Source organism: Salinisphaera dokdonensis CL-ES53 (assembly GCF_040361215.1).
In the GTDB taxonomy this organism is placed as follows: Bacteria; Pseudomonadota; Gammaproteobacteria; order Nevskiales; family Salinisphaeraceae; genus Salinisphaera; species Salinisphaera dokdonensis.
This window is the reverse complement of the sequence record NZ_APND01000003.1, coordinates 75,168-95,323: the sequence shown is the minus strand read 5'-3', so window position 1 is coordinate 95,323 and position 20,156 is coordinate 75,168. Positions and strand designations below refer to the sequence as shown.

The window sequence follows — 20,156 nt, the reverse complement described above, 5'->3', positions numbered from 1 at the left end:
ATCATTCGACGCATCGGCCATGGCCTCGCGGCTCGGTGCCGACACCGGATTCAAGTCGCGCGGCCACGGCGTGCATCATCGCCGGTCATACCAATTATTGGAGCGAGGAGAATCCAGTGAAGGAAATCAATCTGCTGATCGGGGGCGAATCGCGCCCGGCCGCCCACGGCGCCACGTTCGACCGCTGCACGCCGGCATCGGGCGCGGTCGCGACACGCGCGGCGGCTGCAAGCGTGGCCGATGCGAATGCTGCCGCCGATGCAGCGCACGAGGCCTTTGCCGAGTGGTCGCAGATCGGTCCGCATACGCGGCGCGCGAAACTGCTGGCTGCCGCCGACGAACTCGAAGCGCGTACCGAGAAGTTCATCCGGCACATGGTCGACGAGACCGGCGCCACGCCGGGCTGGGCCGGCTTCAACGTGCATATTGCCGCCGGCATGCTGCGCGAGGCCGCGTCGCTCACCACCCAGGTTGCGGGGCAGACGATCCCGACCGAAGTGCCGGACAACCTGGCGATGTCGGTACGCGTGCCCTGTGGCGTGGTGCTTGGCATCGCGCCCTGGAATGCGCCCGTCATCCTCGGCACGCGCGCCGTTGCAACTGCGCTAGCCTGTGGCAATACCGTAGTGCTCAAGGCGTCGGAACAGTGCCCGGCGACCCATCGCCTGATCGGCGAAGCGCTTAGCAGCGCCGGCCTCGACAAGGGCGTGGTCAATGTCGTGACGAACGCGCCCGAAGACGCGGCCGAGGTGGTCAAGGCGCTGATCGAGCATCCATACGTGCGGCGCGTGAATTTCACCGGCTCGACCCCGGTCGGGCGCATCATCGCCGAGACCGCGGCACGCCAGCTCAAGCCGGCGCTGCTGGAGCTCGGCGGCAAGGCGCCGTTCGTGGTGCTGGACGATGCCGATCTGGATGCAGCCGTCGAGGCCGCGGCCTTCGGCGCCTTCTTCAACCAGGGCCAGATCTGCATGTCCAGCGAACGGCTGGTGGTGATGGATTCGGTCGCCGATGCATTCGTCGAAAAGCTTGCCCGCAAGACACAAAGCCTCAAGGCAGGTGACCCGCAGTCGGAAGACACGCCGTTGGGCACGCTCATCGGCGAGCCGTCCCGCGTAAAACTCAATGAACTGATCGCGGATGCACGCGAGAAGGGCGCGGATATCGCCTGCGGCGGCGAAGCCGATTCGGTGATCATGCAGCCGACCGTGGTCGATCGTGTCACGCCGGATATGCGTCTTTACACCGAGGAATCCTTCGGGCCGGTGGTCGCCATGATCCGTGTGGCCGACGAGGACGAAGCGGTTCGTGTGGCCAACGACACCGAGTACGGCCTGTCCGCCGCGGTGTTCAGCGGTGACGGCGCGCGCGGCATGCGCGTGGCCAAGCGCATTCAGTCCGGCATCTGCCACGTGAACGGCCCGACCGTGCACGACGAGGCCCAGATGCCGTTCGGTGGTGTGAAGGGCAGTGGCTATGGCCGTTTCGGCGGCCAGGCGGGCATCAACGAATTCACCGAACTGCGATGGATGACACTCCAGACCGGCACGCGCCACTACCCGATCTGATCGATCGGCGCGTCAGCCGAGCCGAATAGAAAACGCCCCGCCGGGTAACCGACGGGGCGTTTTTCGTGTGGGCCGATCAGGCGGAGCCTGTCGCCTGCTTCGTCTTGACGAAGAACAGCGCGGCCGCTGCCACCAGCGAGCCGCTGGCCATGAGGATGGCCACGCCCTGCAGGCCGAAGCCGCCCTCGAACAGGACGCCGGCCACGATCGGCGATACCGCGGCCCCGCCACGGCCGACGCCAATCGCAAAGCCGGTGCCCGAGGCACGGACGTGGGTCGGGAAGGCCTGGGCGAAGATGGCATACAGACCAACCACGCCTGCGTTGGTGAAAAAGCCCGCGGTCGCGGCGACCAGAGCCAGCCCGGTGAGATCGGCCTGACCGCTGCCGAACACCGACACCATCACGAACGATACGAGCATCACGCCAATGGTCACGACACGGAGTGGATAGCGTCGTGTCACCAGCCCCAGCAACGAGCCGCCAATCGCGCCGCCCACGTTGGCCCAGACCAGCACGCCGGCGGCCGCGGAGGCCGCAAAGCCCATGTCCACGACGATCTTCGGCACCCATTTGAGGATGAAGTAGAAGGTCGCGATATGGGTGAAGTAGGCGAGGGTGACCAGGATCGTCGTGCGGATCAGCGCGGGGCTGAACAGATCACTGGTCGCACCCTTGAGCTCTTCCTTGCGCGGCGCGGGCAGGGCGCTGGCCGTGGCGTGGCCCATGCGCTTGAGCGTTGCGTTGATGCGGTCGAGCGCGCCGTCGGGCTGACGCTGACACAGGAAGTGCACGGTTTCCGGCAGTCGGAACCACACGATCGGAATGAACACCAACGATATGCAGCCGCCGAGCATGAACACGGCACGCCAGCTGTAGAACTGCAGCAGCCATGCGGCCACCGCGCCGCCGAGCACGGCGCCGATGGGATAGCCCACGGCCATGAGCGACACGCACAGGCTGCGGTTCTTGTCGTTGCTGTATTCGGCCGCGGCCGCGTTGGTGGCGGCCAGCATGCCGCCGATACCCAGCCCGGTGAGCAGACGCCAGATCGATAGCGTGGTCACACCGGTCGCGGTGGTGGCCAGCAGCATGCCGGCCGACATCACGACAAGGCAGCCGAGCACCATTGGCCGGCGCCCGATCTTGTCGGTTACGCCGCCCAGCATGATGGAGCCGGCAGCCATGCCCATCAGTTCCACGGCCAGTACAAAGCCGAGAGCGGCGCGATTGATACCCCATTCCTCGGCGATGCCGGGCGCGGCAAAGCTGATCGACAGGACATCAAAACCGTCGAGGCCGTTGAGCGCGACAGTGATAGCGATAGCCACGATCTGGAACGACGTGAGTCGGGATCGATCAATGATCTGGTCAGGCGTGTCTGCCATGGTTTTCTCCTGCGTGCCTCGTTTTTCTGGCGGCCCTCGCTGGTCGCATGCCGGTGCGGCGATTGCCAACGCCCGGACATCTGCCGATCAACACGTGGCTTCATCGTGCCGACGTGCAGTTAGCAGAAATCAGCGCGTTCGCAGTACGAACTAAAAGTGCGACTGTCGAACAACTTCGTCGAAGTCGAAGTCGCCTGTCAAACGGACGCGGTTGGCGCGGCCGCCGTCATGGGCAGGCATGCGCGGCTGCGTTACAGCCGCGCGCGAAGCTTCGAGTTGGTGCTAGGGCTCAATGAGGGTCGTCGGGACTTCGAGCAGGACCGGACCGCTGCGGTTTTCGAGCGCGGCCGTATACGCGGCGCGGAACTGGGCGGCGTCGTCGATCGCGTGCGCTTCGACGCCGTAGCCCTTGGCGAGGGCACAGAAATCGAGACCCGGTACGTCGAGACCGGGAGAGTTCTCGGCATCCAGCAGTCGGGAGAACCAGCGCAGCGCCCCATAGGTGTCGTTCTTGAGGATGATGAATACCACCGGCACCTGATACTGCGCCGCGCTCCAGAGCGCTGTAATGCCGTAGTTGGCCGAGCCGTCGCCGATCAGCGCGACCACGCGCCGCTGCGGCTCGGCCATCTGCACGCCCACCGCGGCCGGCAGGCCGAAGCCGAGCCCGCCGGCAGCCGGGAAGTAGTAGCTGCCGGGATGGCGCATCTCGACGCGCTGCCAGAATGCGGTCACGGTCGACGTCGATTCCTTCACGTAGATAGCGTCTTCGGGGCTGAGTTCGTCGATGAGATCGAACACCGTCTCCGGCGCGAGTCGACCCGTCTCGTGTTCGACCGGCTCGGGTTGGGGCAGTGCTTCGGGCATCGGCGTGTCGCGCTGCGCGAGTGCCGGCAGCAATCCCTGCAGGATGGCGCCGATATCGCCGACGACGGCGTCGCCCATGGGCGCGCGTGCAGCCTCGCCCGGGTCACAGGTGATGTGGACGAGTCGGGCATTCTCGGCGAGATAGTCGCCCGGCGCGTACTGGTGATAGCGAAACACCGGTGCGCCGATGACGAGCACTAGATCATGCGCGGCAAGCTTGTCGGCGATCCCCGAGATTGCGGCCGGGAGCACGCCGCGAAAACAGGGGTGGCGGCTCGGGAAAGGGCAGCGCGACGCCGAGGGCGCGATCCACGCCGGCATGCGCAACCGTTCCGCGAGCGCGACGGCATCCGCATTGGCGCGAGCGGCATCGACGTCGGGCCCGAGTACGAGCACGGGGTTATCGGCCGCCGCGATCGCGGCCACGAGCGTGTCGATCTGTTCGGGGCTGGCGTGGCCCGCAGTCGTTACCGTGCGTTGGGCCAGCAACTCGGCGCTGCGCGGCGATACTTCGGCTGCCCAGTCGTCGTGCGGGATGGAAAGATACGTCGGACCGCTCGGCGCGAGGCGTGCCGTGTGCACGGCCTGCGCCATCGCCCGCGGCACGTCCGTCGCGCAGGACGATTCATAGCTCCATTTCACCAGTGGCCGCGGCAGCTGCGGCGCGTCGACGTTGGCGAGCATGGATTCGACCCCGATCATGTCGCGCGCCTGCTGGCCGGCGGTGAGCACCAGCGGCGAGTGCGCATACCAGGCGTTGGTCAACGCGCCCATGGCATTACCCGAGCCGGCCGCGGCGTGCAGGTTCACCAGCGCTGGCGTGCCGCGCGCCTGGGCAAACCCATCGGCCATGCCGACGACAACGCCTTCGTGTAGGCCGAGCACGTAGTCAAAGTCTTCCGGGAAATCCTTGAGGAACGGCAGTTCGTTGGAGCCGGGGTTGCCGAAGACAGTGGTCAGACCCTGGGCACGCAGCAGGTCGTAGACACAGGAATGAACGGTTGGCATGGCACGTCTCCAGAAAACAACATCACCACGCTATGTCGCCGGACGTGTATCAGACAAATCGATAGTATTTTTAATTCGAATAGATACTATCGATGCAATGTTTGATCTCAATCTCGTGCGTACCTTCGTCGCACTCTATGAAGCGGGCAGCGTGACCGCGGCCGCGCAGCGCCTGCATGTCACTCAGCCGTCGGTGAGCTATGGGCTCGGCCGCCTGCGAGAGCGGCTTTCCGACCCGTTGTTCGTGCGCGAGCGTGATGGCATGCAGCCCACCGCGCTCGCGACACGGCTGTACCCCGCGTTGCGCGGGTCGCTCGGAGGTATCGACCAGGCGTTGGCGCAGGCCCGCAGTTTTGACCCTGCGCGGTCGGATATGCGTTTTCGTATCGCCTTGACGGATCTGGGCGAGGTTACGCTGCTGCCCGAAATCCTCAGCGGTATCCGGGCGAGCGCGCCGGCTGTCGAAATCGAAGTGGTGCCCCTGGAAATCGAGACGGTCGCACGCGATCTGGCCCGCGCCCGGATCGATGTCGCGATCTGCAGCCGCAGGCTCGACTACCCCGGACTGCAGCGCGATGTGGTGCTCGAAGAGCGCTATGTATGTCTTGCCCGTGCCGGGCATCCGCATGTCGGCGCGCGTCTGGAGCGGTCGACTTTTCTGGACGAACACCACGTCGTGGTCGATCCGGCGAGCGGCCACGGGCTCGTCGAGGACGTGCTCCGCGATCAGGACATCCGCCGCAAGATCAGCCTCGTTGTGCCGCATTTCTGGAGCCTGCCGTATGTGGTGGGGCGCAGTGATCTGCTCGCGATCGTCCCGCTCCAGATCGCGACCCGGTTTGCGGATCAGGCCGCGCTGACGATTCACGAGTTGCCGTTCGCAGTACCGGCTTTCGAGGTGGGGCTCTACTCGCATGGCGACGGAGAACGCTCACCGGCACACCACTGGTTTCGCGACGCCGTTCTGGTCGCGGCGCGCCGCGCGGCCTTGGCCGACTGACGCACCGGCCCGCGGGCACCCGGGTTTACGGACGTTTTAGCGCCAGCACGAGCCCGCCGCGCGTCGCCATCGGGAACATGCCGAAAACAAGGCGTTCCCCGGGTTCGAATCTCTTGGGGGCGTCCCTCGGCGGCGTCGATGTTCGACCAACGTCTAATATGAGCGATAGGGCGTTTCGCCTCAGGGTCTGCATTCAGCGAACAGTCGTGCGCAAGGCGAACACTGTGATTCGTCCGCTACGATTGTCACTCGAACAATAAAACCCAGGAGTCGCCATGTTCCCGTCCCGTAAACGCTCGCGCGCTCTCGCTATCGCTGCCGGGTTATGTCTGACCGGGTTGGCCGGCGCGGCCTCGGGAGCGACCACGCTGAGATTCGCGCATTTCTGGCCGGCCGGGTCGGCGATCAATGAGCAGGTGTTCCAGAAGTGGGCCGACACCATCGAAGCCGAGTCCGACGGCGAGCTGTCGGTGCAGATATTCCCCTCGCAGACACTCTCGAAAGCGGACAAGTCCTATAACGCCACGGTGAACGGCCTGGCCGATATTACAGCCACGGCTCAGGGCTACACCGCCCGGCGTTTTCCGTTGACCCAGATCATCGAACTGCCGGGCCTGTCCGAGAGCGCGGTGCAGGGCTCCTGCCTGGCGCAGACGCTGTTCGAGAAAAACGATGCGCTCGCGAATGAGTATCGCGATTCGCATGTGCTGTTCATGTTCACCACCGGACAGGGCTTCATCAACACGCGTGAAACGCAGATCCGTAAACCCGAGGATCTTGCCGGGCTGCGTATCCGCCGCCCGACGGCGGTTGTGGGTGAGATGCTCAGTTCGCTGGGTGCCCAGTCGGTCGGCATGCCGGCACCGCAGGCCTATACCGCCATGCAGCGCGGCGTGATAGACGGCACCACGCTGCCGTGGGAAGGGATGAAGACGTTCCGCATCAACGAACTGTCGAATCACCACACGGAAATGCCGCTGTACACGCTGACGTTCGTGACCACCATGAACAAGCAGACCTACGAGCGCCTGCCGGACAATCTCAAGCAGGTGATCGACGACAACACGGGCATGAAGTGGGCCCGCAAGGCCGGTGAAGTGTTTGCCGCCGAGGACGCCGCGGGCCGTGAACAGGCCGAGGGTCCAGAACACGAGATCGTGGAGATTCCCGACCCGCTTAACGACCCGGATTGGGGCCCGCCGTTGAAAAAGGCGACCCAGGGTTATCTCGACGAACTCGAGTCCCGCGGTCGCCCGTCCCAGCAGGTCTACAAGCAGGCGCGCCAGATCGCGCAGCAATGCGCTGAAGGCTGATACCGATGGCGTTGTTGCAGCGAACCAGCCTCTGGCTCGGGCGTATCGCACTGGCCGTCGCAGGCGTTGCCCTGCTGGCCATGATGATGATCACGGTCGTGGACGTCGTCCTGCGGTATGCCTTTCAGCTGACCGATGGCGCGAGCGGCCTGACCTTCGTCGGCAGTGTCGAACTGGTGAAGTATCTGTTGCTCGCCGCGCTGCTGGGTGCGATGGCCGGACATGTCGAGAAGAGCCAGGTCGTGGTCGAAGTGTTCAGTCAGGCACTGAGCGATTCTCTGAAGGCACGGATAGCGGGCGCCAATCTGCTGGTGTTCGCCGTGCTCGGTGCGGTGCTCGCATGGGGTATTCACGAGGCAGCGGGGGCGGCGGCCGAGTTCGGCGAGGTGACCCAGGATCTCGCGATTCCGCTGGCGCCCATCTATGAAGCCGCGGCCGCGCTGTTCGTGATCTTTGCTGTACGCAGTGCCATTCACGGCCTCGAAGGCCTGTTTTCCGGGGTCGCGCATGGCGCCTGAAATGATCGGTTATATCGGCATGGTCGCCATGCTCGTGCTGCTGGCGCTGCGGGTGCCGGTCGCGCTGTCGATGCTGCTTGTCGGCTTCTTCGGTTTTGCCAACGTCATCACTTTCGATGCCGCGCTGGCGATGATCAAGACGGTGCCGCTGGAGGTGCTGACCAGCTACAGCTTCAGCGCCATTCCCATGTTCATCTTCATGGGCGTGCTGGCTTCGCATTCGGGCATGGCCGGTAGCCTGTTCGATGCCTCGCGAAAGCTGTTCGGCGGCTGGAAGGGCGGCATGGCCATCGCCGCCGTGAGCTCCTGCGGTATCTTCTCGGCCATCTCCGGTTCGTCGCTGGCGACCGCGAGCACCATGAGTCGGGTGGCATTGCCTGAAATGGAGCGAAACGGCTATGCGCCGTCGCTGGCGACCGGCGCGCTCGCCGCCGGCGGCACGCTCGGCATCATGATTCCGCCGTCGATCGCGTTGCTGCTGTACGCGATCCTCACCGAGCAGTCGGTCGGCGAGATGTTCGCGGCGGGGCTGATTCCAGGCTTGATGGGACTGGCGTTCTACATCATCACCGTGTCGATCGTGGTGAAGCTTCGGCCCGAGCTGGCCCAGGCTTCGGAGCCCACCAAGCTGCTCACCAAGCTCAAGGCGACGACCGGCCTGATTCCGTTCGGCGGCGTGTTCGCGCTCATGGTGTTCGGCATTTACGGCGGCTTGTTCACACCGACGGAGGGCGCCTCGATCGGCGCCTTCGCGACGTTGCTCTATGCCCTGTTCAAGGGTATGCGCCTTGACGGGCTCTGGCAGGCATCGCAGGAGACTTTGGCGCTCTCGGCTGTGGTCTTTTTCATGATTCTGGGCGCGGAGACGCTGGGCTATTTCATCTCCGCCTCGCGTATGTCGTTCACGATTACCGAATACGTTGCCGGGCTGGGGCTGTCCAACCTCGGCGTGCTCATGTGCATGCTGCTGATGTACTTCGTGCTCGGCTGTTTCATGGATGCCATCGCCATGCTGCTGATCACGGTGCCGGTGGTGTACCCGATCATCACGAGCCTCGGGATCGATCCGGTGTGGTTCGGCATCGTCACCGTGCTGACCGTGGAACTGGGGCTGATCACGCCGCCGGTCGGCATGAATGTCTTCGTGATCAAGGCCACCGCGCCGCATGTGGGCCTGGGCGAGATCTTTCGCGGCGTCGCGCCGTTCATCGTTTCGGATTTCATCCGCCTGGCGCTGCTGATCGCCTTCCCGGTGCTGACTACGCTGCTGCTGTAGCACGCGCCTCGCACCGCTGAAACAACCAACGGAGCGGCAGGCCGCAGCCGGCCGATCAGAATAAAAATCACTCCGGTTCGTATTCACGATCCGGCGTGGAAAAGAGCGGGCGGCCGCGCGCCGATCGCCAATAAAACATTAAAAGCGAAGCGATAAGGGAGGAGTACCCATGCGTATGAACAGGCTATATGCGCCTGCCGCAGCGGTTTGCCTGGTGGCGGCCGGTCTGCCGATGGCGGGGAATGCCAATGCGGCAGCGGGCGGCGCGTCGTCAAATCCGATGCAGAAGTCTCGACCGCTACGCCCGGGGCCGCCGCGGTATCTCGAGCAGTATGATTTTCTGGCCGAGTCGGAAGGCCATAACGATTTCTTCGACCCGATTCGGCATATCCCGGTGGGGTCGTCATCCTGGCTGCAGCTGGGAGGCGGGTTTCGGTATCGCTACGAAGATCAGAACGAGCCGGGCTTCGGTCTCGGCGGCGTCAACAACGACAGCTATTACCAGCAGCGTCTGCAGCTACACGCCGATCTGCATCTGTTCGACGATGCCCTGCGGGCGTTCGTGCAGCTCGAGAACACGGAATCCTGGAGCAAGGAAACCTTCTCGCCGTTCGACGAGAGCGATAACGAACTGCACCAGGCGTTTCTCGATTTCAATACCGATACCTATTCCGGTGGCCGCTTGACCGCTCGTGTCGGTCGGCAGGAAATGGCGTTGGGTGAGTTCGTCAACACGACGACGCGCGCGGTGCCCAACGTTCGCCAAACCTTCGATGGCGTGCGTCTGATCTATGCCGGCCCGGACGGCTACAACTTCAACGCATTCTTCACCCAGCCGGTCGGAACCGTTCAGGATGGTTCGTTCAACGACAGCTCGAGCGACAGCGGCGATTTCTACGGGCTCTACAGCGAAATCCCGCTCTCGGAGTCGATCAGCACCGACGTCTACTACTACGGCTACAAGCGCGACAACAACGCGCTCAACGGGGCCGCTGGCAAGGAGAAGCGCCACTCGACCGGCAACCGACTGCACGGTGTCGCCGGCAACGTCGATTTCACCGTGGATACGCTCTACCAGTTCGGCGATCTCGGGGATCAGGACATCAAGGCCTGGGGGCTGTCCGGTTCGACGGGCTATACGTTCAACGGTGTGGCCGGCAAGCCGGGCATGGCGCTGCGTTTCGATGCCGCCAGCGGTGACGACAGCCCGACTGACAGCGAGTCGAATACCTTTGACCCGCTGTTCCCGGCCAACGGCAAGTTCTACGGCAACGCGTCGTTGACCACCTTGTCCAACCTGATTGCAGTCGGTCCGCAGTTTGCAGTGTCGCCATTGCCCTCGGTCACCGTGTCGCCAACCATCCTGGCTTTGTGGCGCGAAAGTGAGGAAGACTCCGCTTACCTGCCGGGTCTGCGTCCGATAGCCGGCACGGCCAACGTGCCGGGCAGCCGACTGGGTACCACCTACAACATGTTCGTGCGCTGGGCGGCGACCGCCAACTTCACGCTCGATCTGGAATACCAGTATTACGACGTGAGCGATGTCATTCGTGATGTTGGCGGCGAGGACACCCAGTACGCCTCGGTGCGAGCAAGCTTCCTGTTCTAGTTGTGTCGTTGCGGATGCTTCGGCTTGCACACGCGGCGCCGAAGCATCCGATACCACGCGCGGCGCCGCCGCGGTGGGCCTATGCGTTGATTCACAGTAAGGATGTATCCCATGAAAATACGATCAATTCTGGTTTCACTGGCTGTACTGTTCGCAGCGTTCTCGGCGTCGGCCGAAACCCGGGTCGTGATGCTTGGCACCGGTACACCGGTACCCGACGGCGATCGCGCCGGACAGAGCATCGCGGTCGTCCATGACGGCGAGGCCTATCTGTTCGATCTCGGTGGCGGTGCGGTTCAGAACGCGATCCGCGCCTACGAGGAGAACGATATCGAGGCGTTGTACCCGCCGAACATCGATCATGTGTTCTTCACGCATCTGCATAGCGATCACATGCTCGATTACCCGGAGATGCTGGGCACCTACTGGTGGCGTCGCGATGCGCGGGTCAACGTCTACGGCCCGCCCGGCACACAGCAGATGAGCGAAGGCGTTTACGAGATGATGGCGCCCGATCTCAAGGCACGCTTCAGCGGCAACCAGCCGATCAAGGACAAGGAGGGCTACAAGGCTGAGGTTTCCGAATTCTCGGAAGACGGCGTCGTCCTGGAACAGGACGGGATCCGGATCGAAGCGTTCTCGGTTTCGCACGGCTCGCTCGAATATGCCGTCGGCTACAAGATAATCACCGACGATCGCACCATCGTCGTGTCCGGCGATACCGCCTACGATCCGGTCGTGGCCGAACAGGCCAAGGGCGCGGACCTGCTGATTCACGAAGCAATCAGCCAGGAAGGCCTGTCGGCTCTGCCGGAGTTCTGGCAGAACTATCATCGCGCCGCGCATACCGTGAGCACCGAGTTGGCCGAGATCGCGAACCGGGCACGGCCTGCCAAGCTCGTGGTCGTTCACAACCTGTTCTACGGTGCGGATGAGCAGTCCACTGTCGAGGAGATTCGCGCGGACTACGACGGTGAGGTCGTGCTGGCCGATGATCTGAGCGTTTACTAGAACGTGAAAGCGCGCCTGGTTCAGCGTCCCACGGGACGCTGAACCAGATTTCGCGGGGTCTGACGCGCTTGGCGGATGCGGTATGCTCGCTTGCTTGCAGGGGCCGGAACGCGTGGCGTAGAGATCGCGCGTGCTCAGATCTGCTGACGGTGACGGTCGAAACGATGTCGATCGGGCCCGCGTCGGCAAACTTTCGGATACGCATGCCATGAGCAAACCGCACCACGCCAGAGCGACGACAGACACGGAAACGGCCGACGGCGAGCTTGATCAATCGCCCCTGCTATCGCTGGTCGGCTACCAGCTACGGCGTGCGGATATCGCCATGCGCCAGACCTTCACGCGAGACATTGTCAACGTGTTCAATCTGAGGCCGGTCGAGTTTTCCGTGCTCGTCTTGCTCAAGCACAACAGCCAGGTGACCCACAAACGGCTGAGCCAGGCCCTGGACGTGGCGCCATCCAACATGGTCGCCGTCGTAGGGCGGCTGAAGAAGGATGGTCTGCTCACGCGTGCGCGCAATCCCAGCGACGGTCGCTCGATCATTCTGAAACTCACCGCGAAGGGCGAGACGCTGGAAACCGAGGTCCGTTCGGCGGTCGAACACATGGAAGCCGAGGCGCTGGCCTCCTGGAAAAATAGCGAGCACGAGCAGCTGCTCGAGTTGCTGCAACGCGTTCGCCCTTAGGCCCTCCGCGACCGCGCAGTTGCATCCCGGACGACGCTAAGTAAGCGCGCAGTCTCGTGCCGGAGTGGATGAATTGCGGCCCTTCGCGTTCGCCCCGGTTCCGGTTCTATTCGGCAAGTTGCTGGAATCACGGGACTAATCAGCAGACCCGCTAACTGCTCGTAAATCGAGCTTGCAAAGCATGCTGCCAGTGAATTACTTATAGTTAATAACAGAATGAGCTGCGGCGATGGCGAGCGACCTTCGACCGGGGCAACACGATTGATGAGGAGGAGCTATGGAACCGAGCGGCGCAGGCGCCATCGGGCGCGCGCTGGATCGCCTGTGCCTGGCGATGGCCGTCGCGGGCGGGGTCGTGATCTGTCTGCTCGCCGGGATGACGGTCTGCAGCATTCTCGGGCGCTGGTCTTCCGGCATCGCCTGGCTTGCCAGCGTGCCCGTTGTTGGTGATTTCGGCCCGATCATGGGCGATTTCGAAATGACCAAGATGGGCACCGCGATGGCGGTGTTTCTGTTCCTGCCGTACTGCCATATGCGCGGCGGACACGTCACCGTGGATCTGTTGATGAGCCATGCACCGCGCGTGCTGCGGCGCGTCGTCGCCGCACTCAGCGAGATCCTGTTTCTTGTGGTCTCGGCGCTGATGACCTGGCGTCTGGTTCTGGGTATGCAGCAGAAGCTGCGCTACGAGCAGACCACCATGCTCATGGAGATTCCGGTTTGGTGGGGCTATGGCGTCGGTATCGTCGGGCTTTCGATACTCACACTCGTATGTCTCTACCGCGCGCTGGCCGTCTGCCGTGGCCAGGACGTGCACGCATGAGTGCCCAGACGCTGGGGCTGTGCGGGTTTGCCGTGCTGCTCGTATTCATGATGCTCCGGGTGCCGATTGGCCTGGCCATGCTCGCGGTCGGCGCCGCCGGTTCGGCGATGATCATCGGCGTACCTGGCACCCTGAGTGCGTTCGAGAACCTGCCCTACGAAAACTTTTCCAGCCACACGCTCTCGATCATCCCGCTGTTTCTCCTGATGGGTCAGTTTGCCTCGCACGCCGGCCTGTCCGGTGCGCTGTTTCAGGCGGCCAGTGAGTGGTTCGGGCACCGTCGCGGCGGTCTGGCAATCTCCACCATCGGCGCCTGCGGCGCGTTCGGCGCGATCTGTGGTTCGTCGCTGGCCACGGCGGCGACCATGACCCAAGTCGCGCTGCCGGAAATGGAACGCCGCGGCTATGCCGGCGGATTGTCGACCGGCGCGCTCGCCGCCGGCGGCACGCTGGGCATTCTCATTCCGCCGTCGATCGTGCTGGTGATCTACGCGATTCTCGCCGAAGAGAACATCAACGAGATGTTCGCGGCCGCACTCGTACCCGGCGTGCTTGCCGCGCTGGGTTACATGCTCGCGATCTCGGTCTATGCGCGGCTCTATCCGGACAGCGCACCGCGCCTGGACAAGGCACCGATGCGTCGGCGACTCGCAGCGGTGCTGAAGGTGTGGCCGGCCGCGGCAATCTTCATTGTGGTCATCGGCGGCATTTATGTCGGCATCTTTACGCCGACCGAAGCGGCCGCGGTCGGCGCGGCCAGTACCGGTCTGCTGGCGCTCGTGCAGGGACGGATGAACGCGACGTTGCTCGCGCGTTGTCTCGCGTATACGGCGATCACCACGGCGATGATCTTTTTCATCATCCTGGGTGCCGAGCAGTTCAATTCGTTCCTGGCCCTCACCCAGCTGCCGCAGGATGTCGCCGGCTGGATCATCGGGCTCGAGGCAAGCCCCTGGCTCGTGCTCGCCGGCATTCTGCTGTGCTATCTCGTGCTGGGCTGCTTCATGGACAGCCTGTCCATGATCCTGCTTACCGTGCCGATCTTCCTTCCGATCATTGTCGGGCTGGATTTCGGCCTGCCGGCATCGGAAGTGTCGATCTGGTTCGGCATTCTGGCCGTGATCGTGGTCGAGGTCGGGCTGATCACGCCGCCGGTCGGGCTCAATATCTTCGTGATCCATTCCATGGCGCCGCAGGTGCCGCTCAAGGAAACCTTCAAGGGGATCGTGCCGTTTCTGGTTTCAGACGTGATCCGGGTCGCCATTCTGGTGGCGTTCCCCGCGATCACGCTCTGGTTCGTTCGTTTTCTTTACTGACACGAGGCGCTCATGTCGGCGACGCAGGAATACCGTTCACCCGCGCTGGATTTCGTCATGCGCCTGGAAGTCGAGGTCGGCCCGGTCATCGAGATCGGCCCGACCCGTGACGGCCTGCGCCGCATCATTCCGATCACGGGCGGTCGGTTCAACGGCCCGCAACTCAGCGGGCGCGTGCTCGCCGGCGGTGGCGACTGGCAGACGATCCGCACCGATGGCGTGACCGACCTGCGGGCGATGTACGCGATCGAAACCGATGCAGGCGCGCGTATCGAGATCGACAACCGTGGCTATCGGCACGGCCCGAAAACCGTGCTCGAACGCATCGCGGCCGGCGAGGTGGTCGCGCCGAACAGCTACTACTTTCAGACCGCGCCGGTTTTCATCACCGCAGAGCCAGCGCTGGACTGGCTCAATCGCACCATTTTCGTCGGCAGCGCGCAGCGTTTTAAAGCGGGTGTCGTCGTCGATGTCTTTGCCGTGCGTCCGCACGGCTTTCGTATCGAATGAACCCATAAAACGACCCTGCAAAACGAGAGGAGAGGGAGCATGAAAACCGGACTCTGTAAGTATGGCTTTCGATGGCTGGCAGGCTTATCGGTCGTCTGGCTGATCGCAGCGGGCGCCGCCGCCGCCCAGGACAAGACCTACACGCTGCGGATCCATCATTTCTTCCCGTCCACTGCACCCGTGAACGAAGAGTTCTTCGTGCCGTGGGCGAAAGCGGTGGAGGAAGAATCGAACGGGCGTATCGAAGTGCAAATCTATCCGTCGATGCAGCTGGGCGGATCGCCAGCGACGTTGTTCGATCAGGCCGAAAGCGGTCAGGTGGATATCATCTGGACGGTGCTGGGCTACGCGCCGGGACGTTTCCGCAAGGCGGAAGTGTTTGATCTGCCGTTCTTGCCGACCACCGGCGAGGCGACCAGCAAGGCTGCCCATGCCTACGCCATGGAACACATGCAGGATGAGCTCAAAGGCGTTTATCCGATCGCAGTACATACCCACAGCCCGGGCGCGATTCATACGCGAGGCGAGCCGGTGAAGACGATGTCGGATATGCGTGGATTGAAGCTACGCGGGCCCACGCGGGTCATCAACACCTATCTCGCGAATCTCGGCGCCCAGCCGGTGGGCATGCCGGTATCGCAGGCGCCGGAAGCGTTGTCGCGCGGCGTGATCGACGGCACGGTGGTGCCGTTCGAAGCGATCTCGGCGCTGGGTCTGGCCAAGATCACCGATCAGCACACTGTATTCAGCGGCGACCATGCGCTCTATACGACGATGATGATGGTGGCCATGAATCAGGATCGTTACGACAGCCTGCCCGAGGATCTGCAGGCAGTGATCGATGCGCATTCGGGTATCGAAGCCGCCGCCAAGATCGGGCGAATCATGGACGACGCCGATCAGGTCGAGATCGACAGGATCGACAACGGCGAGCTGCCCGGCCAGATCGTGACGGTCGGCCCCGAGGAAACCGCAAAGTGGCAAGCGGTGGGCCAGAAGATCACCGACGACTGGATCGAGAAGAACAGCGATCGGCTGCCGGCGCAGGAACTCTACGACGACGCCCGGCGCCTGATCGAGAAATACAACGCCGAATAGCACACGTCTCCAACGGCACAAGCCGGCCCCGGCGCTACGCGCAGTGGCCGGCTTTTTCATGGCGCGGTTCTAGCATGGTTTGCGAGGCCGGGGCGGTGGCCGCAGATGAGGTGTCAGCGCTTCGCGCGCCGAGCGCTCGACGGCACCGTCAAGCAGTCAGCGCTGCTCCGGTGGCAGGTGTTTGATGCGCGCGATCCGTTCCGCGTGGGCCGCCGGATCGACCGGCCTGTGCACGCGCTTGTCGCTTGCCGGGTGATTGCCCAGATAGTTGCCCCCAACGCGGTCCTTGGCGGGCCTGATCGGCCGCGCCGTGAAGCCACCGCCGCAGTTCGGGCAGACGTTCTCCAGAACGTGTTCCACGCACGCCGCGCAGAACGTGCATTCATAGCTGCAGATGCGCGCTTCAAGCGATTCCGGCGCGAGCGGCTTGTTGCAGTGTTCGCAGGTCGGGCGTAGTTCCAGCATCTCGATCCGGCGTCCGGTGATCCGATGCCCTATCGTTGCATGGCTGGCGGTGGCCGGCACGGTAAACGCCCAAACCGTTTGCGACGCAGGCGTGTGGATTCAATCCGTGGCGATCATATGGGCTGCCGTGCCCGCATGGAGGGCGTCGACCAGTTCGGCCCGGTGTTCGAGTACGCGTCGCTGATTGATCGAGCCCTTGTCCGTGATCTCGCCGACATCGAAAGAGGGCGGCTCGCCCACCAGACAGGCCTGCGCGATATGCGTGGCGCTGCCGGTGGCGCTCTGATTGATCTGCTTGAACCACGCGGAGAAGTGCGCCTGTAACGCCGGATCATCGAGCAGTGTCTCGACCGGCGTGTCGTGTCCCGCATCTGCGAGTTTACGGCAGGCTGTCGGTGCCACGAACACCAGCGCGCCGACGGTGTTGCGCTGTGCGCCGGTGATGACGACATCCTGCACGTACGGTTTGGTGGCTTCTAGAATGCGCGTGCGAATCGCACCCATATTCACGAAGCTGCCGGATGACAGTTTGAAGTTCTCGGAAATGCGGCCGTCGAACACGAAGCCGTAGGACAGATCGTCGGCAACCATGAAATCGAGTGCGTCGCCGCTGCAATAAAAGCCTTCGGCATCGAAAGCACTTGCGGTCCGTTCGGGCTCGCGCCAGTAGCCGGGCGTGACGTGCGGGCCGGCAAAGCGTGCCTCGAGACGGTCATCTGCGGGCACGAGCTTGAGCGTGCAGCCCGGACAGGGCAGGCCGACCGTGCCGGCACGAATCTCAGGCACGGTGGTGAACATCGACGAAGGCGCGGTTTCGGTACAGCCCAGGCCCGCCATGACCCGGATGCGTTCGCCGCATTCCTGTTCGGCGAGTGCGTCCAGCCGGTTCCAGGTCTGCTGCGACAGGCCGGCGGCGGCAAAGAACTGGAGCTTCAAGCGGGCGTAGAAGCTGCGTCGCAGCTCGGCGTCCTTTTCCAGTGAGTCGGCGAGTTCCTCCCAGCCGCGCGGCACGTCCAGATAAAGCGTCGGCGATACGTCTTTAAGGTTGCGAACGGTCTCGCCGAACAGCTCCGGCGTCGGACGGCCCTCGTTGATGTACAGCGAGCCGCCGTTATAGAGCGCGATGCCGATGTTGTGGCTGCCGCCGAAGGTATGGTTCCACGGCAGCCAGTCGACGAGTACGGGCGGCTCGTCGGCGAGAAAAGGGAAGGTTTCCAGCAACATCTGCTGGTTCGAGCACAGCATGCGCTGGGTTGTGATGACGGCCTTGGGCAGGCTCGTGGAACCCGACGTGAACAGGAATTTGGCGATCGTGTCGGGCCCGGTTGCGGCATGCAGGTCGTCGACAGCGGATGTGGCGAGCGTGGCGGCGAGACTGGCGTAGTCGCTGACCGCGTGCGAATCGAGCGTGCCGGTCACGCCCACGACCTCGACATCGTCCGGCACGGTGGCCGCGATCGCCGGCGCGAAAGCGTCGAGATCGTCGGCGAAGACCATACCCGGCGTGAGCAGCGTCATCGCGTGATGCACCTTGCCGTAATCGGCAGAGCGCAGGGACGCCGCCGGCGATAGCGGACAGTGGGGGATTCCGGTCCACATTGCGGCAAAAGCCATGCTCAGGTGTTCGATGCTGTTGCCGGACAGGATCAGCAGCGGTCGATCCACGGACAGATCGCGCGTACTCAATGCCTGTGCGATCGCGCGCACCTGCTGCAGCATTTGTGCGTAGCTGACTTCGCGCCAGGCGCCGCCGTTTTCACGGCGCGCGACCAGGGTGCGGTCGGGATGGCTGGTGGCACCCTCGATCAGACGATCGAGCAGCCGTTCGGGGTAGGTGCCGAGCGTTTTGCGAGGCTGGACATGGGCGATGCCGGATTCGTCGGTCTCGAGCGTGCACGGCGATTCGCCCAGGCGCACCGGCCGATAACGGATGGCAGGCATGGGTTCTCCTCCGACGCGAACGCACGCCGTCCGGCCATGCCGTGCCGAAGCGGCATGGCCGGTCGGGCGAGCGGGGCGTATCGCGTCTTTATTATTGGACGTCGCTACTTGTTGCGCTGGTACGACTGCAGGCCTGGCTTGATCGATTTGTCGTCCAGGAATTGCTTGAGACCTTCCTCGCGGCCGCCTTCCTTGTCGCGGTGCATGGACTGATCGATCTTGGCGTAGAGATAGTCCTCGTTCTGCTCCCAGGTCAGTTCGCGGCAGCGCTTGAAGCCGTGCTTGGCGATGCGTAGCGCGACCGGGTTCTTCTGCAGCAGGGTTTCAGCGAGCTTGCGCACATGGTCTTCAAGTTCGGTACGGGGCACGCTGGTGTTGACGAGGCCCATCTCCGCGGCACGCGGACCGTCGAAGGTCTCGCCGGTCATGATGTAGTGCAGCGCCTGCCGATGGCCGATGGTGTCGGCCAGCGCCTTGCTCACCAGGTTGCCGGGCGGAATACCCCAGTTGATCTCGGACAGGCCGAAGACCGCTTCGTCGGCACAGATGGCCAGGTCGCAGGCGACCAGCGGCGAAAAGGCGCCGCCGAAGCACCAGCCGTTGACCATGGCAATGGTCGGTTTGGTATAGAAACGCAGCAGGCGCCACTGCCACTGCGAACAGTCACGGCGAATCCGCTCTTCGACGATCTCCGGCTGGGCGTCGATTTCGCGGAAGTATTCCTTGAGATCCATGCCGGCAGTCCAGGCTTCTCCCGCGCCGCGCAGCACCAGCACCTGGGCCTCGGGGTCGAGTTCCAGGGTCTCCAGAACGTCGATCATTTCCTTGTTGAGCGTCGGATTCATCGCGTTGCGCTTTTCGGGGCGATTCAGCGTGACCCACGCAATCCCTGCCTCGACCGACACCGCCACCGTCGTCCACTTGTCTTGATAATCGCCCATGGCATCTCCTCCTTGCATTCGAATCTGGAGCGATCATTTCACGAAATAAAGTTATTATCAATAACTAAATATCCGAAGATAAGTGGTCGAGATGGCGGCACTCATTTGGCGGGCGAGGACAGTTGGGGATCGGGCCAACGCGTACACCTGCGGCCGAGATATTGCCTGGCGAGCGTGATCACAGCTGCATCGTCTTCAAAAATCAGGGCCATAAAGAGGCTCGCGTAGCGCGAACCTGATAGCCCGGAGAAACCGAGTGGGCTGTCTACTCGAGCATCACGATGGAGAGAGTGCGATGGCCGCGGGAAAAGCGAGGAAACGCCAGGCGTCAATGACGCCAGCGGCGTGGTGACGACCGCGGCTTAGGCAGCGCGGACGCGCTGGACGCGGATATCGGAGATGTCGTCGAGCGGGGTTGTAAAGCGCCAGACCAGGAGCGGGGCGGTATCCGCGGACCCGGCGGTCGGTGCCGCCCCGGCCACGTGCAGGGCGATCCAGTCTGCCAGAGCGGCGCCGGCGGTCTGCTCACGTGTGGGGTTGCTGAAATGCCGTTGTAGCAACCGCCAGGAAATCTCGATTGCAAAAGCCGCGCTTGCAGGATGCAGCCGCCCGGGGAGCGTGGCGTTCGGGCGCGCGGGCAGTTGCAGCGTCAAAGCCAGCCCGCAATCGTGGTCCACCTGAGGATGGCGGCCGATCTCTACCTGGGCGCCGGTGGGAAGCGCTGCGGAAAGCTGGCGGCATAGCGCCGCCGCGCGTCGCCCTTCAATAGGAATCACGCGGGGGCTTTCGGCGAAATGGGCGATGGCTTCCATGTTTC

Annotated in this window: 18 protein-coding genes; 12 read left to right on the top strand and 6 right to left on the bottom strand. The window is 63.6% G+C overall.

Going from position 1 to position 20,156, the window contains the following annotated elements; translation table 11 throughout:
- The first annotated feature begins 116 nt into the window (after positions 1-116).
- The gene (locus tag SADO_RS10010; protein ID WP_353111064.1) at positions 117-1,568 is read left to right on the top strand and encodes an aldehyde dehydrogenase; all 1,452 of its coding nucleotides are present in this window, start codon (positions 117-119) and stop codon (positions 1,566-1,568) included.
- 76 nt (positions 1,569-1,644) lie between these two features.
- Here the strand turns inward: SADO_RS10010 and SADO_RS10005 are convergent, their stop codons facing one another.
- Positions 1,645-2,955 carry an MFS transporter gene (locus SADO_RS10005; protein ID WP_353111063.1) on the bottom strand — a complete coding sequence of 437 codons (1,311 nt, stop codon included), beginning with the start codon at positions 2,953-2,955 and terminating at the stop codon, positions 1,645-1,647.
- A gap of 282 nt (positions 2,956-3,237) precedes the next feature.
- The gene (mdlC, locus tag SADO_RS10000; protein WP_353111062.1) at positions 3,238-4,830 is read right to left on the bottom strand and encodes a benzoylformate decarboxylase; all 1,593 of its coding nucleotides are present in this window, start codon (positions 4,828-4,830) and stop codon (positions 3,238-3,240) included.
- A gap of 97 nt (positions 4,831-4,927) precedes the next feature.
- On the opposite strand from mdlC, the gene SADO_RS09995 reads away from it, so the two are divergent.
- The 11 genes from SADO_RS09995 to SADO_RS09945 all read left to right on the top strand — a co-directional run bounded on the left by SADO_RS09995 (position 4,928) and on the right by SADO_RS09945 (position 15,992).
- Positions 4,928-5,830: a LysR family transcriptional regulator gene (locus tag SADO_RS09995; protein ID WP_353111061.1), complete on the top strand. Its 903-nt coding sequence runs from the start codon at positions 4,928-4,930 to the stop codon at positions 5,828-5,830.
- A 275-nt stretch (positions 5,831-6,105) separates the two neighbouring features.
- Entirely contained in the window at positions 6,106-7,143 is a 1,038-nt protein-coding gene (locus SADO_RS09990) for a TRAP transporter substrate-binding protein (RefSeq protein ID WP_353111060.1), read from the top strand.
- A 5-nt stretch (positions 7,144-7,148) separates the two neighbouring features.
- Positions 7,149-7,661: a TRAP transporter small permease gene (locus tag SADO_RS09985; RefSeq protein ID WP_353111059.1), complete on the top strand. Its 513-nt coding sequence runs from the start codon at positions 7,149-7,151 to the stop codon at positions 7,659-7,661.
- Complete coding sequence (locus tag SADO_RS09980; protein WP_353111058.1) at positions 7,651-8,937, top strand: TRAP transporter large permease; 1,287 nt, start codon at positions 7,651-7,653, stop codon at positions 8,935-8,937. Before SADO_RS09985 ends, SADO_RS09980 begins: the two co-directional genes overlap by 11 nt.
- Positions 8,938-9,106: 169 nt before the next feature.
- The gene (locus SADO_RS09975; protein ID WP_353111057.1) at positions 9,107-10,546 is read left to right on the top strand and encodes an alginate export family protein; all 1,440 of its coding nucleotides are present in this window, start codon (positions 9,107-9,109) and stop codon (positions 10,544-10,546) included.
- A gap of 111 nt (positions 10,547-10,657) precedes the next feature.
- Complete coding sequence (locus tag SADO_RS09970) at positions 10,658-11,557, top strand: MBL fold metallo-hydrolase (protein ID WP_353111056.1); 900 nt, start codon at positions 10,658-10,660, stop codon at positions 11,555-11,557.
- 208 nt (positions 11,558-11,765) lie between these two features.
- A complete protein-coding gene (locus tag SADO_RS09965; protein WP_353111055.1) occupies positions 11,766-12,245 on the top strand; it encodes a MarR family winged helix-turn-helix transcriptional regulator in 480 nt (159 codons plus the stop codon).
- A 277-nt stretch (positions 12,246-12,522) separates the two neighbouring features.
- Complete coding sequence (locus SADO_RS09960; protein ID WP_353111054.1) at positions 12,523-13,068, top strand: TRAP transporter small permease; 546 nt, start codon at positions 12,523-12,525, stop codon at positions 13,066-13,068.
- A complete protein-coding gene (locus SADO_RS09955; protein WP_353111053.1) occupies positions 13,065-14,384 on the top strand; it encodes a TRAP transporter large permease in 1,320 nt (439 codons plus the stop codon). The genes SADO_RS09960 and SADO_RS09955 overlap by 4 nt, the downstream gene beginning before the upstream one ends.
- A 12-nt stretch (positions 14,385-14,396) precedes the next feature.
- Positions 14,397-14,894 carry a DUF3237 domain-containing protein gene (locus SADO_RS09950; protein WP_353111052.1) on the top strand — a complete coding sequence of 166 codons (498 nt, stop codon included), beginning with the start codon at positions 14,397-14,399 and terminating at the stop codon, positions 14,892-14,894.
- A gap of 39 nt (positions 14,895-14,933) precedes the next feature.
- Complete coding sequence (locus SADO_RS09945) at positions 14,934-15,992, top strand: TRAP transporter substrate-binding protein (protein ID WP_353111051.1); 1,059 nt, start codon at positions 14,934-14,936, stop codon at positions 15,990-15,992.
- A gap of 156 nt (positions 15,993-16,148) precedes the next feature.
- On the opposite strand, the gene SADO_RS09940 is transcribed toward SADO_RS09945, so the two are convergent.
- The 4 genes from SADO_RS09940 to SADO_RS09925 form a co-directional block, all read right to left on the bottom strand.
- Positions 16,149-16,457, bottom strand: a complete 309-nt coding sequence (locus SADO_RS09940) for a DUF1272 domain-containing protein (protein ID WP_353111803.1) — start codon at positions 16,455-16,457, stop codon at positions 16,149-16,151.
- A gap of 99 nt (positions 16,458-16,556) precedes the next feature.
- Complete coding sequence (locus SADO_RS09935) at positions 16,557-18,398, bottom strand: feruloyl-CoA synthase (RefSeq protein ID WP_353111050.1); 1,842 nt, start codon at positions 18,396-18,398, stop codon at positions 16,557-16,559.
- Positions 18,399-18,502: 104 nt separating this feature from the next.
- Positions 18,503-19,339 carry a p-hydroxycinnamoyl CoA hydratase/lyase gene (locus tag SADO_RS09930; protein ID WP_353111049.1) on the bottom strand — a complete coding sequence of 279 codons (837 nt, stop codon included), beginning with the start codon at positions 19,337-19,339 and terminating at the stop codon, positions 18,503-18,505.
- A gap of 362 nt (positions 19,340-19,701) precedes the next feature.
- Complete coding sequence (locus SADO_RS09925; protein ID WP_353111048.1) at positions 19,702-20,151, bottom strand: hypothetical protein; 450 nt, start codon at positions 20,149-20,151, stop codon at positions 19,702-19,704.
- Between the last annotated feature and the right edge of the window lie 5 nt (positions 20,152-20,156).

Bases quoted from the DNA above. Each gene is read 5' to 3' on its own strand.
- SADO_RS09940 (WP_353111803.1), bottom strand. From the start codon at position 16,457: ATGCTGGAACTACGCCCGACCTGCGAACACTGCAACAAGCCGCTCGCG.
- SADO_RS09980 (WP_353111058.1), top strand. From the start codon at position 7,651: ATGGCGCCTGAAATGATCGGTTATATCGGCATGGTCGCCATGCTCGTG.
- SADO_RS10005 (WP_353111063.1), bottom strand. From the start codon at position 2,955: ATGGCAGACACGCCTGACCAGATCATTGATCGATCCCGACTCACGTCG.
- SADO_RS09965 (WP_353111055.1), top strand. From the start codon at position 11,766: ATGAGCAAACCGCACCACGCCAGAGCGACGACAGACACGGAAACGGCC.
- SADO_RS09950 (WP_353111052.1), top strand. From the start codon at position 14,397: ATGTCGGCGACGCAGGAATACCGTTCACCCGCGCTGGATTTCGTCATG.
- SADO_RS09930 (WP_353111049.1), bottom strand. From the start codon at position 19,339: ATGGGCGATTATCAAGACAAGTGGACGACGGTGGCGGTGTCGGTCGAG.
- SADO_RS09955 (WP_353111053.1), top strand. From the start codon at position 13,065: ATGAGTGCCCAGACGCTGGGGCTGTGCGGGTTTGCCGTGCTGCTCGTA.
- SADO_RS09985 (WP_353111059.1), top strand. From the start codon at position 7,149: ATGGCGTTGTTGCAGCGAACCAGCCTCTGGCTCGGGCGTATCGCACTG.
- SADO_RS09925 (WP_353111048.1), bottom strand. From the start codon at position 20,151: ATGGAAGCCATCGCCCATTTCGCCGAAAGCCCCCGCGTGATTCCTATT.
- SADO_RS09975 (WP_353111057.1), top strand. From the start codon at position 9,107: ATGCGTATGAACAGGCTATATGCGCCTGCCGCAGCGGTTTGCCTGGTG.
- SADO_RS09995 (WP_353111061.1), top strand. From the start codon at position 4,928: ATGTTTGATCTCAATCTCGTGCGTACCTTCGTCGCACTCTATGAAGCG.
- SADO_RS09990 (WP_353111060.1), top strand. From the start codon at position 6,106: ATGTTCCCGTCCCGTAAACGCTCGCGCGCTCTCGCTATCGCTGCCGGG.
- SADO_RS09970 (WP_353111056.1), top strand. From the start codon at position 10,658: ATGAAAATACGATCAATTCTGGTTTCACTGGCTGTACTGTTCGCAGCG.
- SADO_RS09945 (WP_353111051.1), top strand. From the start codon at position 14,934: ATGAAAACCGGACTCTGTAAGTATGGCTTTCGATGGCTGGCAGGCTTA.
- SADO_RS09960 (WP_353111054.1), top strand. From the start codon at position 12,523: ATGGAACCGAGCGGCGCAGGCGCCATCGGGCGCGCGCTGGATCGCCTG.
- SADO_RS09935 (WP_353111050.1), bottom strand. From the start codon at position 18,398: ATGCCTGCCATCCGTTATCGGCCGGTGCGCCTGGGCGAATCGCCGTGC.
- mdlC (WP_353111062.1), bottom strand. From the start codon at position 4,830: ATGCCAACCGTTCATTCCTGTGTCTACGACCTGCTGCGTGCCCAGGGT.